13 protein-coding genes are annotated in these 14782 nt (G+C 36.7%); 9 read left to right on the plus strand and 4 right to left on the minus strand.

The features are described 5' to 3' along the window. Positions 1-17 precede the first annotated feature (17 nt). The 7 genes from nagA to HMPREF2603_RS10025 all read left to right on the plus strand — a co-directional run bounded on the left by nagA (position 18) and on the right by HMPREF2603_RS10025 (position 7841). Positions 18-1175 carry an N-acetylglucosamine-6-phosphate deacetylase gene (nagA, locus tag HMPREF2603_RS09995; RefSeq protein ID WP_060804734.1) on the plus strand — a complete coding sequence of 386 codons (1158 nt, stop codon included), beginning with the start codon at positions 18-20 and terminating at the stop codon, positions 1173-1175. A 222-nt stretch (positions 1176-1397) separates the two neighbouring features. Then, complete coding sequence (locus HMPREF2603_RS10000; protein ID WP_060804733.1) at positions 1398-2258, plus strand: sce7726 family protein; 861 nt, start codon at positions 1398-1400, stop codon at positions 2256-2258. Continuing rightward, entirely contained in the window at positions 2240-2617 is a 378-nt protein-coding gene (locus HMPREF2603_RS10005; protein ID WP_060804732.1) for an RES family NAD+ phosphorylase, read from the plus strand. The genes HMPREF2603_RS10000 and HMPREF2603_RS10005 overlap by 19 nt, the downstream gene beginning before the upstream one ends. 254 nt (positions 2618-2871) lie before the next feature. Next, positions 2872-3894 carry a LacI family DNA-binding transcriptional regulator gene (locus HMPREF2603_RS10010; RefSeq protein ID WP_060804731.1) on the plus strand — a complete coding sequence of 341 codons (1023 nt, stop codon included), beginning with the start codon at positions 2872-2874 and terminating at the stop codon, positions 3892-3894. A 67-nt stretch (positions 3895-3961) separates the two neighbouring features. Then, positions 3962-5251, plus strand: a complete 1290-nt coding sequence (locus HMPREF2603_RS10015) for an MFS transporter (protein WP_002480153.1) — start codon at positions 3962-3964, stop codon at positions 5249-5251. Positions 5252-5266: 15 nt separating this feature from the next. Then, positions 5267-6781 (plus strand): xylulokinase, encoded by a 1515-nt coding sequence (xylB, locus tag HMPREF2603_RS10020; protein ID WP_180363567.1) that lies wholly within the window; start codon positions 5267-5269, stop codon positions 6779-6781. Beyond that, on the plus strand, positions 6771-7841 hold the full coding sequence (locus HMPREF2603_RS10025; RefSeq protein WP_060804729.1) for an NAD(P)-dependent alcohol dehydrogenase: 1071 nt from the start codon (positions 6771-6773) through the stop codon (positions 7839-7841). Before xylB ends, HMPREF2603_RS10025 begins: the two co-directional genes overlap by 11 nt. Before the next feature lie 241 nt (positions 7842-8082). On the opposite strand, the gene HMPREF2603_RS10030 is transcribed toward HMPREF2603_RS10025, so the two are convergent. After that, on the minus strand, positions 8083-8655 hold the full coding sequence (locus HMPREF2603_RS10030) for a hypothetical protein (protein ID WP_083297517.1): 573 nt from the start codon (positions 8653-8655) through the stop codon (positions 8083-8085). Positions 8656-9011: 356 nt separating this feature from the next. On the opposite strand from HMPREF2603_RS10030, the gene HMPREF2603_RS10035 reads away from it, so the two are divergent. Next, positions 9012-9626 (plus strand): hypothetical protein, encoded by a 615-nt coding sequence (locus tag HMPREF2603_RS10035; protein ID WP_060804728.1) that lies wholly within the window; start codon positions 9012-9014, stop codon positions 9624-9626. Positions 9627-9721: 95 nt separating this feature from the next. On the opposite strand, the gene HMPREF2603_RS10040 is transcribed toward HMPREF2603_RS10035, so the two are convergent. From HMPREF2603_RS10040 to HMPREF2603_RS10050, 3 genes are read right to left on the minus strand one after another with little or no spacing between them, the layout of a single operon-like run. Continuing rightward, a complete protein-coding gene (locus HMPREF2603_RS10040; RefSeq protein ID WP_060804727.1) occupies positions 9722-11218 on the minus strand; it encodes a tripartite tricarboxylate transporter permease in 1497 nt (498 codons plus the stop codon). 16 nt (positions 11219-11234) lie between these two features. After that, positions 11235-11678: a tripartite tricarboxylate transporter TctB family protein gene (locus tag HMPREF2603_RS10045; RefSeq protein ID WP_060804726.1), complete on the minus strand. Its 444-nt coding sequence runs from the start codon at positions 11676-11678 to the stop codon at positions 11235-11237. Between the two features lie 11 nt (positions 11679-11689). Then, entirely contained in the window at positions 11690-12670 is a 981-nt protein-coding gene (locus HMPREF2603_RS10050) for a tripartite tricarboxylate transporter substrate binding protein (protein WP_070502097.1), read from the minus strand. Between the two features lie 331 nt (positions 12671-13001). Here HMPREF2603_RS10050 and HMPREF2603_RS10055 point away from each other — a divergent pair, with 331 nt between their 5' ends. Beyond that, complete coding sequence (locus tag HMPREF2603_RS10055) at positions 13002-14636, plus strand: BCCT family transporter (RefSeq protein ID WP_060804724.1); 1635 nt, start codon at positions 13002-13004, stop codon at positions 14634-14636. Positions 14637-14782: the final 146 nt, after the last annotated feature.

Consider the following 14782-nt stretch of genomic DNA (forward strand, 5'->3'; position numbering starts at 1 on the left):
AATAAGAAGGTAGAAACATGTCAGAATATGTAATTAGCAACGCTAAGATTTACAGTGAAGATCAAGTGATTGAATCAGGATATGTCCATATTAAAGACAGTAAAATTGAAGCAGTAGAAAGTGGTGTGTATACAGGCCCGCTTACTCAACATGATGCGGAAGGTAAAATCTTACTTCCAGGATTTATAGATATTCATATCCACGGTGGATATGGCAATGATGCGATGGATGCATCTGTTGAAGGGTTACAACACTTAGCTGAGAATTTACTAAGCGAAGGGACCACTTCTTTCTTAGCGATAACAATGACACAATCTGAAGAAAATATTAATAAAGCGTTAGAATCAATTGTTGCGTATAAAGCAACACAAAACAGCTATAATGCTGCGGAAATTGTCGGTATCCATTTAGAAGGACCGTTTATTTCAGAACATAAAGTCGGTGCACAAAATCCAGCCTACGTACAACAACCAAGTGTTGAGAAACTGAAACATTTCCAAGAAACAGCAGATCATAATATCAAAATTCTCACTTTCGCTCCCGAAGTGGAAGGTGCTGATGTTATGTTAGAAGCATTTAAAGATGAGATTATCTTCTCTATCGGCCATACGACAGCAGACTTCGACCAAGTCAATGCCGCTGTAGCCAAAGGCGCAAAACACATTACTCATCTATACAATGCAGGTACACCATTCTTACACCGTGCCCCTGGTGATTTCGGTGCTGCGTGGACGAATGATGATTTAAGTACAGAATTGATTGTAGACGGTGTACACTCTCATCCGGCATCTATTAAAATTGCCTATAAAATGAAAGGCAATGAACACTTTTATGTGATTACAGATGCGATGCGCGCGAAAGGTATGTCAGAAGGCGAATACGACCTTGGCGGCCAAACTGTCGTAGTGAAAGGAAAAGAAGCAAGATTAAAAACAGGTTCTCTTGCGGGTAGTATATTAAGAATGAATCAAGGACTTAAAAACTTACTTGATTTTACAGGTGACACTTTAGAAAACGCATGGAGAACAACGAGTTTGAACCAAGCGAAAGCACTCAAAATAGATAATCAAAAAGGTAGTATCAAACCAGGCAAAGATGCAGACCTCATTTTAGTAGATGAAGACATCAACGTTCTGACTGCCATTAAAAAAGGAAAAATCCATTCCTTTAGTTAAAAAATAATCCAATAAAACCCCAACCCCCTAGTGAATATAAGATGATTCATCAACAATCATCATAGTACCCGGTTCCTAAGTAGTCATAGGAGCCGGGTGCTTTTTTGTGCTTAATAAAAAAGATGCTTAATACTTCATAGTGGTTTATAATAATCTTTAAACTTATTGAGCCGAGGCTTAATTATAATTTGTAAAAAATGAATTGATGAGGTGCTGAAAACAATGAAAATTGAAGTTTTGAATCAAATGTTTTCTAATCAAACTTTACGTGCTCTTGTTCGTAATCAATCGGATATTAAAGTTGATGAAGTATACTCTGAATTTGTTCAAGATACTACACAAAAAAGCAGCGTAGAAAAGTTACAGTCCTTATATAAAGTACTACAAAGAAGTTATAGGAATGAGTATTACTTTAAAAATACATTGTTAAACAAGTTGCTGCTAGGTAAACATTCGATTCATACGACAGTAGCGCTATCTGAAATGCCTATAGAAAAAAGTATTGCTGACTTTATTTTAATTAATGGGAAAGCAGAAGTGTACGAAATTAAAACTGCATTAGATAGTTTAAATCGTTTAGAACGCCAAATAGAAGATTATTATAAAGTGTTTAATCATGTGTCGATTGTGACTGATCAAAGCCATGTAGAAAAAGTCAAAAAGCATTATAGTCAATCATCTATAGGGATTTATGTGCTTACTAAAAGAAATACACTTCACGAGGTGCAAAAGCCAACTGCTTATTCTGATTGTTTAAACATAGAAAGCATTTATAAATTTTTAAGAAAGCCAGAACGTATAAGTGTATTGAAAGCTTTGAATGTATCCATACCGACATACACGGATTTCACAGAATACAAAACTGTATTAGAGGTATTTAAACAGTGTGATATTCTTGAAGTTTATGATGCAATGTTGAAGCAATTGAAGAAAAGAAATGCACTTCAGAAGTTTGAAAAAGAATTTCTAGAGGCACCTAAAGAGTTAAAATTCCTTTTATACTTTAATAAATTAAACCTTAATGAAACTCATAAGTTGTATGAAATGATGAAGGAGGTCAAAGCATGTACTACCCATATTTAAGAGGTAAACAAAATGAATTGTTAGCTTCTATACTCATTGCTGATTTATCTGATTTTACTGCGAAATCATTAAATAGAGGTTTGGAAGAAGTTTCCAAGTATTATGTGAATTATGATGTTATTAAACATATTCAAAGCGGAATATCTGAACCTAGTTCACCTCAAGGTCAAGAATATATACCTTTTCAATATATCGCAGATTATATTAAAAGTTTAGGCTACGACGGCATTAAATACAGTAGTATATTCGACCCCACTACTTATAATTATATGTTTTTCGACCCCGATTTATTCGAATGCATTCATTGGAATAAGAAAATAGTTACGAATGTTTCTCTCAAACTTGAGAATGCAGATTGATAGATTGCTGTTACGTGGTGTCATACTTCGAAGGTCCTTCTTTGATAAATTCCCAATATTTAGAATTCTATACACTTATAACTAAAAATGAATTAAACGTTATTCACAGAATAGTTTAATTTTCACTACCCGGTTCCTAAGTAGTCATAGGAGCCGGGTTTATTGTATTTTGTAAATGTAAGCCTTTACATTTATACTAGGATACATTAAAATAAGAATCAGTTTTAACTTAAACGTTTAAGGAAGTAATCAATATGAACAATAATCCAACACTTCACGACGTCGCAAAAGCAGCAGGTGTTTCTGTAGCGACCGTTTCAAATGTGATGAATGGTAAAAAAGGACAAGTCAGCGAAAAAACGAAAGCGAAAGTAGAAGTAGCTGTTGAGTCGCTGGGTTATCAACCAAATACGTATGCTCGTCAGTTAAAAAGCGGCCAGAGTAACTTAGTTGCCTTTATTGTCCCTGACCAAAACCCATTCTTTACGGATATTTTAAACGGTTTAACTACAGTGTGTTTAGAACACAACTTGCAAGTGATTGTGATTTCGTCAGAAGAAAGTGAACAACGACAAAATGAATTGATAGATTTATTTGTGAAACAACGTGTCAATGCGATTGTGTTAGCACCTGTTTCATCACATCTGACATTAAAAGATGAATGGAAAAAGACACCGATTGTGACAGTAGACAGAACGATTGAAGCGAGTGATGTGCCAAGTGTCACGGTGAATAACCAAGCAGCTGGTTATCAAGCAACTAAACACTTATTGGAGTTAGGCCACACGTCTATTGCGATTTTATTGGCAAATCCTAAGATCAGTACAACTACCCATAGACAAGCAGGATATGAACAAGCGTTAATGGATAATCAGTTAACAGTTGATGCGCATTTAATGAGTTTTAGTGATGATAAATTGGGGACTGAGGCTCAGATAAGAAGCGGGTATCTTGCGACTAAGCAATGGCTGACTTCAAAAGATGCGCCAAGTGCGTTAATCGCAACGAACTATTTATTGATGATCGGTGCGTTACAAGCCTTTAAAGAACTGGATATTCAAATCGGCAAAGATATTTCATTTATCGGCTTTGATAATAGTCATTGGAACGAAATATATTCACCAGCCATTACGGTCGTAGAACAACCAGCAAGTAAACTCGGTGAATGTGCAGCACAATTAATCATTGAAATGAACAACGATGAACCTGCAACTTCGGTAGAGTTATCGACGCATTTAGCCATAAGAGCATCGTGCGCTAAGAAAAATGAACGCTAGTTCGTTCTTTTTTCTTAACGTCAAACTTAAACGTTTAAGTTAGTTATAAATGAGGGGGAAATCTATAATGACGATAGAGAAAAATAGAAAGTTATGGATGGGAATACCAACAGTTGTATTCTTAGGTATTATCGCAATCTTTATTTTTATGACAGGAGACGGTATTGAACAAGCCTTCTTGTCTAAATACATCGTAGACATTGGATTCAGCAAAAGCCAAGCATCATTAGTCTTTGCGGTATATGGTGTGATGGTAGTAGTGGGTTCATGGTTAGCGGCAGTCTTATCTGACGTATATGGACCAAGAAAAGTAATGACAAGCGGTGTTGTATTATGGATTGTCTTCCATGTACTTTTCTTGACGTTTGGTTTGCAAGTTGAAAATTACAACATGATGTTATTGATGTACGGTATCAGAGGTATCGCATATCCATTATTCTTATACGGTTTCTTAGTATGGGTGACATACATTACAAATAAAGCACGACTTGCGACAGCAATCGGTTGGTTCTGGGCGATGTTCTCAGTAGGTATGGGTGTTGTAGGTTCATACTTACCAAGTTTCACAATTCCATATATGGGCTTCATGGGAACACTATGGCTATCTATCGTATGGATTATGATTGGCGGTATTATTGCTTATATCGCAGTAGGTAAAGACAATGTGAAACCTAACGCAGATTTAGCAGTAAGTGATCGTTATAAGAAGGTGCTTAAAGATATCGGTGTGGTTTATAAGAACCCTGAAATTATTAAAGTATTCATTGTAAGAATTATTAACCAACTATCACTCTTTGGATTAGTGATTATCTTCCCAGTTTTATTTACAGATGAAATCGGCTTTACGATGCAACAATGGTTATGGATCTGGGGTACAATGCATGTCACTTGTATTGTTGGTGACGTATTCTGGGGTATTACTGCAGACAAAATCGGTTGGAAACGCCAAGTCATGTGGTTCGGTTGTGTCGGTTGCGGTATCACAACACTGACATTCTATTACTTACCGATGATTAGCGGAGACGTATTCTTGATCGGCGTATTATGTGCTGTATTATTTGGTATTACACAATCAGCATTCGTTCCGATTTTCGCGATTTTCACAGCGTTAGAACCAAATCATATCGGTGCAACATTATCTTCACATAACTTAGCAGCTGGTTTAAGTAACTTCTTACCATCTGTGATTGCGACAGTATTATTACCAGTCTTCAATGAAATCGGTGTGGTATGGGCATTCGCATTATTATACTTCTTTGGTGCTGTATTGACGTACTTCATCAAAGTACATCAACCAGGATTAAAAGAAAAACCACGTAAAGTGATCCAACCTAAACCGGATAATGTAAATATTTAAAAAGGCAGATGAAACATATTGAAACCACTTGTTTTAGGTATAGATTTAGGAACAAGCTCAGTTAAAGTGATTGCGGTTGACCAACAAGGTTCGATTGTGACATCAAGCAGTGAACCTATCAGTATTTCACAACCGCAAAATGGTTATAGTGAACAAAACCCAGATGAATGGGTACAAGCAACAAAACAAGCAATTCAAACACTGACAGATCAGTTAGACGATAGTCAGTACCAAATAGAAGGTATGTCTTTCTCGGGCCAAATGCATGGCTTAGTGTTATTAGACAAAGACAATCATCCTATTCGCCCGGCAATCTTATGGAACGATACTAGAAATACTGAACAATGTGATGAAATTAAAGCACAGTTCGGAGATAAATTACTGGGCAATCCTATTCTAGAAGGCTTCACGTTACCAAAATTATTATGGGTGAAAGCACATGAACCACAACACTTTGAGAAAGCTGAAACATTCATTCTTCCAAAGGATTATGTCAGATATGCATTAACTGGCAAGGTCCAAATGGAGAAATCTGATGCATCCGGTACACTGCTTTACAACAGTGAAAGTGAAGCATGGGATAAAGAAACAAGCGTTTACTATGAACTTTCACATTTACTTCCAGAACTTGTTAATTCAACAGATGTAGTGGGTGGAGTAACTGAAACAGTAGCGCAAGAATTAAACTTACCAACTTCAACAAAAGTGATTGCGGGTGGTGCTGACAATGCATGTGGTGCACTCGGTGCCGGTATTATCGGTGAAGGAGATGCGATGTGCAGTATCGGTACGTCTGGTGTAGTACTCGTTTGTCAGAAAGATTATAGTGATTATCAAAATAATATTCACTATTTTAAACATGTCACACCGGATATTTCTTATGCGATGGGGGTTACACTTGCTGCAGGCTTCAGTTTAGACTGGTATAAACGTAATTTCTATGCAGAACAAAGCTTTGAAGACATTACGGAAGATGCGGAAAGTTCCTCGCCAGGTGCGAATGGTTTAGTATTCACACCATACTTAATGGGAGAACGTACACCACATGGCGATGCGAAAATTCGTGGCAGCTTTATCGGTATCAGTGGTAAACAAACACGTGAAGATTTCTCACGTGCAGTGATTGAAGGCATCACGTATTCGCTTTATGAATCATTAGACTATATCAGACAGTTTTATCCAGCGATTCACACCATCACTTCAATTGGCGGCGGCGCTAAAAGTGATTTCTGGTTACAACTTCAAGCAGATGTATTCAATTTAGAAGTTAAGAAATTAAAACACGAAGAAGGGCCAAGTATGGGCGCAGCAATTCTAGCTGCATATGGTGTTGGTTGGTTCGATTCATTAAAAGACTGTGTTGAAACCTTTATTCAATACGACACGACCTTCAAACCAAATACACAAAAGCATAAAATTTATGAACGTTACTTCAAAGTGTATCAAGACGTTTATCAAAATACGAAACAGATGACAGCGGATCTGTTATCAATTCAACAAAATCACGGGGGTTATACAGATGACAAATAATATTCCTGAAACAATGCAGATAGCTTTATTAAATAAACCATTCGATATTGAAATCAAAGAAGTCGATGTGCCGAAATTAGAACCGAAGGAAGTCTTAGTTAAAATGATGGCGGTGGGTGTTTGCGGTTCTGACGTCCATTACTATGAACATGGTAAAATCGGTGATTTCATTGTCAAAGAACCATTAATCTTAGGTCACGAATGTGCCGGTATGGTTGCGGCAGTTGGTGAAGATGTGACGAAGTTTTCAGTAGGTGACAGAGTCGCAGTAGAGCCAGGTGTACCATGTGGTAAATGTGAACAATGTCAAAAAGGGCAATACAACTTATGCCAAGATGTTGAGTTTCTAGCAACACCACCGATTGATGGTGCATTCGCACAGTACATTGCACATCCAGAAGACTTCTTATTCCCAATTCCAGATTCATTATCTTATGAACAAGCATCATTAAACGAACCATTCTCAGTAGGTATTCAAGCTTGTAAACGTGCAGGTGTTCAACCAGGTTCAACAGTCGTAATTACAGGTATGGGCCCAGTTGGTTTAATGGCGGTTGTGGCAGCTAAAGCATTTGGTGCGACACGTATCATCGTGACTGACTTAGCAGATATTCGTTTAGAAGAAGCGTTAAAACTTGGTGCGACTGAAACAATTAATATTTCTAAAGAAGATTCAGTAGAACGTATCCAAGAAATTACAAACGGTAAAGGTGCAGACTATGCCTTTGAAACAGCAGGTCATCCAGCAGCACTACAATCAGCTGTACAATCTCTAGCAGTAGGCGGTAGCTTATCTATCGTTGGCCTACCACAACAAGAGGAAATTGCGTTAAACATTCCATTCATTGGTAACCGTGAATTAAATATTTATGGTGTCTTCCGTTACGCAAACACTTACCCAATGGGTATTGAAATGTTAAACAATACAGACGCAGATTTAGACTCAATGTTCACAGATTCATATGAACTTAAAGATACAAAAGCAGCATTAGAAAGAGCACTCAACAACAAACAAGGTTCATTAAAAGTGATGGTTTATCCTAACGGTTTCTTAGACTAATATAAAGATCAAATAGCCTCGTCCAAAAAAGCGGACGAGGCTATTTTTATAACTATCTATCTTCATCATTATTCTTCACAAAAAACCTTAATATTACTGCCAACACTAATAATACTATAGTTACAACAGCTTTTATGAATGCGCTGATAGGCAAGAATAAAACAATCAAAATTATAACGAATCCTATGAGATAAAGTGTTTCTTTCTTTTTGGTATTCAAGTGGTATTCACCTCAGTAGTTTTATTTTTCAAAGATAGGTGCACAGGCGCCTACAATTGTTGCGATACCGAAGAAATCTAATAAAGCTTCTTTAACATCTGGTCCAGCCGCTTTTGCAGCTTGTGCTGCGGCGTTCTTAACAGCGCTTTGTTTACTATGACCAAGTTTTCTTAACTGTTTATATGCTCCAGACATCTTCTTAACAAACGTTAATGTGCCCCCGGCAGCTTTTAAAGCAGACTTTACTTTTGCGATTTTAGCAGGTGTAAAATTAGTGACAAGTGCATATCCTATTGCTCCTGTACAAGCTGCATAATTACTGACACTTGCTCCGTAAGTTTGAACACCTACTCCTTGTTCATTTAAGTAGTTTTCAATTGCGGGTTTTCCTTCATTAATAACAGAGTCTGGCATGTGTTCAATAGCAGATAATGTCCTAGTTAAACCTTCCATATCTAATTCTTCATTAGTATAAAGGCTTGAGGATTCGTTTTCACTAGATATTTGTTCAACAGCATCTACAAAAGTTTGACTTGTTACACTGAATAATACAGTTAAAACAGAAAGTGAGAAAGCAACTTTTTTATAATTCATGGTTAGGCCTCCGTTTATTAGCAAACATCCCTAACATCCCATTCCAATAATATCACTTAAATAATAACAATATATAAATTTACTATTAATTAAATAAAAATTAACATAAATATATAATATAAATATCAACTTTTTAACATAAGAAGATAGAAGGAGTAGTAAGAATTGTTGTGAGTTAGCAGAGAGAGCCAGCTACTTTATTAGAAATCATTATATTATAGGGGGGTGAACCTTTAATAGAAATGCTAAATTTTAAAACTGAAACATTATTTCTTGTTTTTTTGTAAATAATATATCAAAACGTTTGATATTGTGTAATACTAAAAAAGAAGATTAGTGTTTAGGAGATGGTATAAATGGTAGAAATTATTTCAGCAATCATCGGGGCTATTACAACATGTGTCATTACAATTTATGGTATTAATTTGCAGTTTGAAAAACAAAAGCGAGAACAAGAAGTGGCTTATAGAAATGATTTAGTCAGTATGCTAGATATTTTGGTGTTTCAAGTAGCCAAAATAAGAAATAACCAACTTACATTTGATATGTCGAATTTAAATAGACAAACGACTAATGAAATATTAAGTGAGGTTGCAGATGATTATAATGCGTATGATATGCATCTACAAAACTTGGTCTTAATGATGAGTCATCATATAGACGAATCTAATAAAGATATACAAGAAATTATGAAAATTAATCAAGATTTAGTTGATAAATATAGAAAATTTGATAAGAGTGCCAAAATATATAAAAATCAATACGATCAACCAAGCTGCGACAAAAATATAGTTGTAAGATCAAAAATCAATTTAGATGTAACTGTTGGAGAGTTCATTGATGGTATAACTAAATTTGGTTTAGAGCGATATAGTCATAAGCTTTATAGACCTGCATTGATAAAGGTATTAGATAAAAATGATGGCGATAAATATAAGCAATATAACGCAAAGAAATATGATAAAGAATAAAAACTGATAACATAAAAAATACCGTATAAAGTTTTCACTTTTTAAGTGTCTGCTTTATACGGTATTTTTCAAAATGTTAAATCATTGCCTTTCATTTACTCTGCTTTCTTCCGCTTCTTCACCATCTTCATTATCAGTGGATACGTTAATGAAAGTATTGTCATAATCGTCAACACAATACTGATCGGTGATCCGAAGAAAATATCGAAAACATTATTATTGCTGGTAATTAAGCTCTTACGGAAGTTCTGTTCCATATCTGATCCGACAATAGCTGCCAAGATGAGCGGAGCCATCGGGAAGTCTAAAAGTTTTAAACCTAAACCTAATAAACCAAAGATTAATAAAATATAGAAATCTACAACACTATAACCTAAAGTGTATGTACCTAAGTAAGCTAACACTAAAATAATTGGATAAAGTACTTTAGGCGGTGTACGTAAAATCTTAAGTAACACACCTATGAGTGCGATGTTGATAATCACTAAGAAAATATTACCGATAAACATACTGTTAATCAGTGTCCAAATGGTTTCTGGTTCATTTTCAAAGAGTAATGGACCAGGTTGTAAACCTAACATAATAACTGCACCTAAAATAACAGCGGTTGTTCCTGAACCAGGTACGCCCATTGTAAGTAATGGAATCAGTGCACCAACTGAAGCAGCGTTGTTAGACGCCTCAGGTGCCGCAACCCCTTCAATCGCACCTTTACCAAAGTCTTTACCATTCTTGTTCACTTGCCGCTCAGTAGAGTAACTCAACATAGAAGCGATAGAACCACCAGCACCTGGTAAGACACCAATGACGAATCCAATTGGACTTTGTCTTAACATAGTCCACCATGTCCGCTTCCAATCCGTCTTCGTCAACTTCATTGATCCTAATTTCGCATCAGGCGGCTTCAATGCTTCTAGATGCATATAGTTATACAGGACTTCAGCCACCGCATAGACACCGATAATCACAACTAAGAAGTTAATCCCTTCACTTAGGTGTGGAATATCGAAGGTGAAGCGGTAAACGCTTGTTTGTAAATCGACGCCGACTGTACTGACCATGAGTCCAATCGCAGTAGCGATAAAACCTTTGACCATTTTACCGATAGATAATGAGACAATCGTCGATAATGTAAATAAGAATAATACAAAGTATTCACGTGGTCCGAATTGAAGTGAGAAATCTGATAGCGGTTTGGCAAGTACAATAAACCCGACAACTGCCACAATACCGCCGATGAGTGAAGCGACTGCGGAAATCGTTAAAGCTTTGCCCGCTTCCCCATTTTTAGTCATAGGATATCCATCGAAAGTAGCCGCAATCGCAGAACCATCACCTGGTGTATTCAGTAAAATAGAACTACGCGATCCCCCATACATCGCGCCATAATAAATCGCAATCATTAAAATCAAGGCACTGACAGGTTCCATACCGAATGTCACAGGAATTAACACTGCAACTGCGGTCGCTGGACCTAACCCCGGCAGCATGCCTACAATTGTCCCTAAAAATCCGCCGATTAACACCCATAATAAATTCATAGGATGAAAGGCAGTTGTGAGACCTTCTAAGAACGTATTGATATCTCCCATATTGCTCCCCCTTGTCTTATGGTAAACTCACATCTAATAATTGAGAGAAGGTATACCATGTAATCCCTGAAAATACGAGCGCCACAATGATATTTTGAAGCCAGTGTTTCACCCCATTGATTAAAAACAAGACGCCTCCTAAGAAGAGGATTGTTGAAATCAAGAAACCTAAGCGTTCAAAAATCAATGCGTAAATAATAATCATTGCTACTGTTGCGCCTAAGCGTATTAAGGTTTTCTTTTGAAGTAACAAGTCTAGAATTTCAAAATGCTCATGTCTTTTTTTATATTCTTGGAAGAAATAAATCACACTCATCACAATCAATAACACTGAAATGAGCAGTGGAAAGTACATTGGACTGTTTGGATCACCAATGCGTGAACGTTGTACATTCAGCGTTAAAACTAAATAGATGATGCCTAATAACGTAAGTAAAATAGGCGGCATTAAACGAGCCATACAATTCCCCCTTAGAAACCAGCATCTTTAATCAGCTGATCATATTTTTTTCGTTGCTCTTTTAAGAATTTTTCAGATTCAGCACTATCTTTATAGAAGTTATCCCAATCATTGTTTTTGCGTAATTCTTGCCATTGTTTAGAATGTACGACTTTACGCATGGTCTTATCCCAATAAGCACGTTCTTCTTTTGTCATATCTTTCGTCCCCATGACACCGCGCCAATGAGGGAACACCATATCGACACCTTGTTCCTGCCAAGTCGGCACATCTTTAATGCCTTCAAGTCGTTCATCAGATGACACTGCCAACATTTTCAGTTTATGTACTTGATGTTGCTCTTTAACTTCTGATACTGCTGTAGAAGCGACATCTACATGACCGCCAAGTAGGGCAGTTTGTAAATCTCCACCACTCTTATACACTAAGAAATCAAGTTTATCGACATCTACACCGTATTGTTTCGCTGCTTGTACGAATGCAAGGTGGTCGTTATTTCCTAAACCAGGTGCGACACCGATTGTCAGTGATTTCGGATCTTTCTTGAGCTTTTCCATCACTTCTTTACCAGAGTTCAAATTAGATTTATTTGATGCGGTTAAACTAATCCATTCAGTCGCAAGAATCGCAATAGGAGTGAAGTCATCATCTCCAAGGTCACTTAACCCTAATTCTTTATTAGACAGTAATAGACTTGAGTTAATGGCGATTGTATTTGGTGAACGTGATTTTAAGTATTGCCAACCGACTTCACCGCCGCCTCCAGGCTTATTCACAACTGTAATGTTTTGATTCGTCAGCTTTTCATCTAACATGACTTTTTGAATTGCGCGTGCAGTGGTGTCCCAGCCACCGCCTGGTGAAGTGGGTGCAATAATCTCAACAGTTTCATCAGGAAACGTATTAGATTTTACGGTTTTCTTATCATCAGATTTACCGCAGCTCGCTAAAATAACTGTCATGGCTAACACGAAGTACCCCAATCTTCGCATAAAAATCCCCCTTTATTTAAAAATATTCAATTTTACGATAATTTATCACAATTTTCAAAATTTAACAATGATAGTTAGATGTAATTATTATATAAATAACTAAGGGTATAAATTATAAAATATATATTGGAATCTGTGAAAATAAATGAAAACTTGAGGTTATCATCTTTAAGTGTCTGTAAGGCTGATATTAAATTCTAAAAATGTTTCGTAATAAAAATTAAATAATGATGTGAATGTTTTTAATGATGAATTGTGATTATGTTCTGTTTATGGTTTAATGAAACAAACGCTTATATGAAACAAGCGGGAAGGGGATTATTAATTTCACATGAAAACCAGGAAAGAAAAACATAGAAATATAGTTTATTTCACTTCGGTAGGGATTATCCTGCTGGCGACTTTAGTTGCGGGCATTTTCCCGAAACTATTCGGAAAATATGCGCAGAGTACGTATGATGTCATCGCAGGGGCATTTGGATGGCTCTTCTTAGTCATTATTGTCGTACTGGATATTTTCTTAATCGCTTTAGCCGTTTCACGATACGGCCGCTTCAAACTCGGCGCAGATGACTCTGAACCAGAATTCTCATTCATGTCTTGGATTGGGATGTTATTCTCAGCAGGACTTGGTGTTGGGATTGTCTTCTGGGGTGTAGCAGAACCGCTGACACACTTCTTACATGTGCCGTTCCCAGGTGTTAAAGATCAATCTGCAGAATCTGCACGTTTAGCTATGGGATATACCTTCTTCCACTGGGGTATCTCACAATGGTCTATCTTCGCAATGGCAGGTTTAACAGTAGCGTACTTCCAATTCCGTAAGAAACGTAACGGATTAATTTCTACAGCTATGGAACCGGTCTTTGGCGAGGCTTATCCAAGACCTTTACGTAACTTGATCGATATTCTCGCAATTATTGCGACAGTGATGGGGATTGCGACATCTATCGGTTTAGGTATTATGCAAATCAGTGGTGGATTAAATCATGTCTTTGATGTACCGAATACAAATGTGACTAAAGTAGCGATTACAGTCATTATGGTATGTATCTTCTTAGGATCAGCACTTACAGGTTTAAACCGAGGTGTTAAATGGTTGAGTAATATCAATATCGGACTTGGGGCAATCTTATTGATATTCATCTTAATCTTTGGTGATTTAAAATTCGTGTTAGAATCTTATACACTTGCGATTTCAGATTACTTAACACACTTTATTCAATATAGTTTACGTATCAATCCATACACAGGTGATAACAGTTGGGTTCAACAATGGACAGTCTTCTACTGGGCATGGGTCATTGCTTGGTCACCATTTATCGGTGGTTTCGTTGCCCGTGTATCACGTGGACGTACAATTCGTGAATTCGTCATTGGTGTATTAATCATTCCACCATTAATTTCATTCACTTGGATTGCTGGATTTGGTGGTACGGCATTAAAAATTGCATTAACACAAAATACAGGTATCGAGAAAATTGTAGATAAAGACTATTCAGTCGCATTATTCGAGTTGTTGAAACAATTCCCAATTTCAGATATCACAAGCATTCTAGCCATTGCCTTAATCTTTATCTTTATTGTGACAAGTGCTGACTCTACAACACACATTGTCGCAAGTATGGCGACAGGCGGGGTTGATAACCCTAACGTAAAAGATAAAGTTATTTGGGGCTTATTAATCGGTGCGATTTCAGTCACAATGACTATTGCAGGTGGTTTAACAAGTTTACAAACTGCTTCACTTGTGACAGGCTTACCATTCTCTATCATCCTAGTGTTGATGATCTTTGCGATTATGGGTGCCTTACGTCGAGAACCGACAAAACACTTCCAGATGTCATATATTGATGACGAAAAAGACTTCTCTATTCCATTAGAGAAACGTGAGAAAGAAATTCAAAAAGAACAAGAAGCGCAAGAACAAGCGCGACAAGAAGAGAACCAACATAAAGAAGATTAAAATATCGAGATAAAGTGATAGCCGCTTCGCACGATGGGTGTGTGAAGCGGCTATTATTTATTGTATAATTTAAATAACTATTACATATGATAATTAAAAGAGCATTCACCTAATCAGAAAGAAGTGTATGCTTAATCAGGTGAAAG

The sequence above is a fragment of the Staphylococcus sp. HMSC055C03 genome, assembly GCF_001809385.1.
Taxonomy (GTDB): domain Bacteria; phylum Bacillota; class Bacilli; order Staphylococcales; family Staphylococcaceae; genus Staphylococcus; species Staphylococcus simulans.

Bases quoted from the DNA above. Each gene is read 5' to 3' on its own strand.
- HMPREF2603_RS10005 (WP_060804732.1), top strand. From the start codon at position 2,240: ATGTACTACCCATATTTAAGAGGTAAACAAAATGAATTGTTAGCTTCT.
- HMPREF2603_RS10025 (WP_060804729.1), top strand. From the start codon at position 6,771: ATGACAAATAATATTCCTGAAACAATGCAGATAGCTTTATTAAATAAA.
- HMPREF2603_RS10000 (WP_060804733.1), top strand. From the start codon at position 1,398: ATGAAAATTGAAGTTTTGAATCAAATGTTTTCTAATCAAACTTTACGT.
- HMPREF2603_RS10015 (WP_002480153.1), top strand. From the start codon at position 3,962: ATGACGATAGAGAAAAATAGAAAGTTATGGATGGGAATACCAACAGTT.
- HMPREF2603_RS10030 (WP_083297517.1), bottom strand. From the start codon at position 8,655: ATGAATTATAAAAAAGTTGCTTTCTCACTTTCTGTTTTAACTGTATTA.
- HMPREF2603_RS10050 (WP_070502097.1), bottom strand. From the start codon at position 12,670: ATGCGAAGATTGGGGTACTTCGTGTTAGCCATGACAGTTATTTTAGCG.
- HMPREF2603_RS10045 (WP_060804726.1), bottom strand. From the start codon at position 11,678: ATGGCTCGTTTAATGCCGCCTATTTTACTTACGTTATTAGGCATCATC.
- HMPREF2603_RS10010 (WP_060804731.1), top strand. From the start codon at position 2,872: ATGAACAATAATCCAACACTTCACGACGTCGCAAAAGCAGCAGGTGTT.
- HMPREF2603_RS10040 (WP_060804727.1), bottom strand. From the start codon at position 11,218: ATGGGAGATATCAATACGTTCTTAGAAGGTCTCACAACTGCCTTTCAT.
- HMPREF2603_RS10035 (WP_060804728.1), top strand. From the start codon at position 9,012: ATGGTAGAAATTATTTCAGCAATCATCGGGGCTATTACAACATGTGTC.
- nagA (WP_060804734.1), top strand. From the start codon at position 18: ATGTCAGAATATGTAATTAGCAACGCTAAGATTTACAGTGAAGATCAA.
- HMPREF2603_RS10055 (WP_060804724.1), top strand. From the start codon at position 13,002: ATGAAAACCAGGAAAGAAAAACATAGAAATATAGTTTATTTCACTTCG.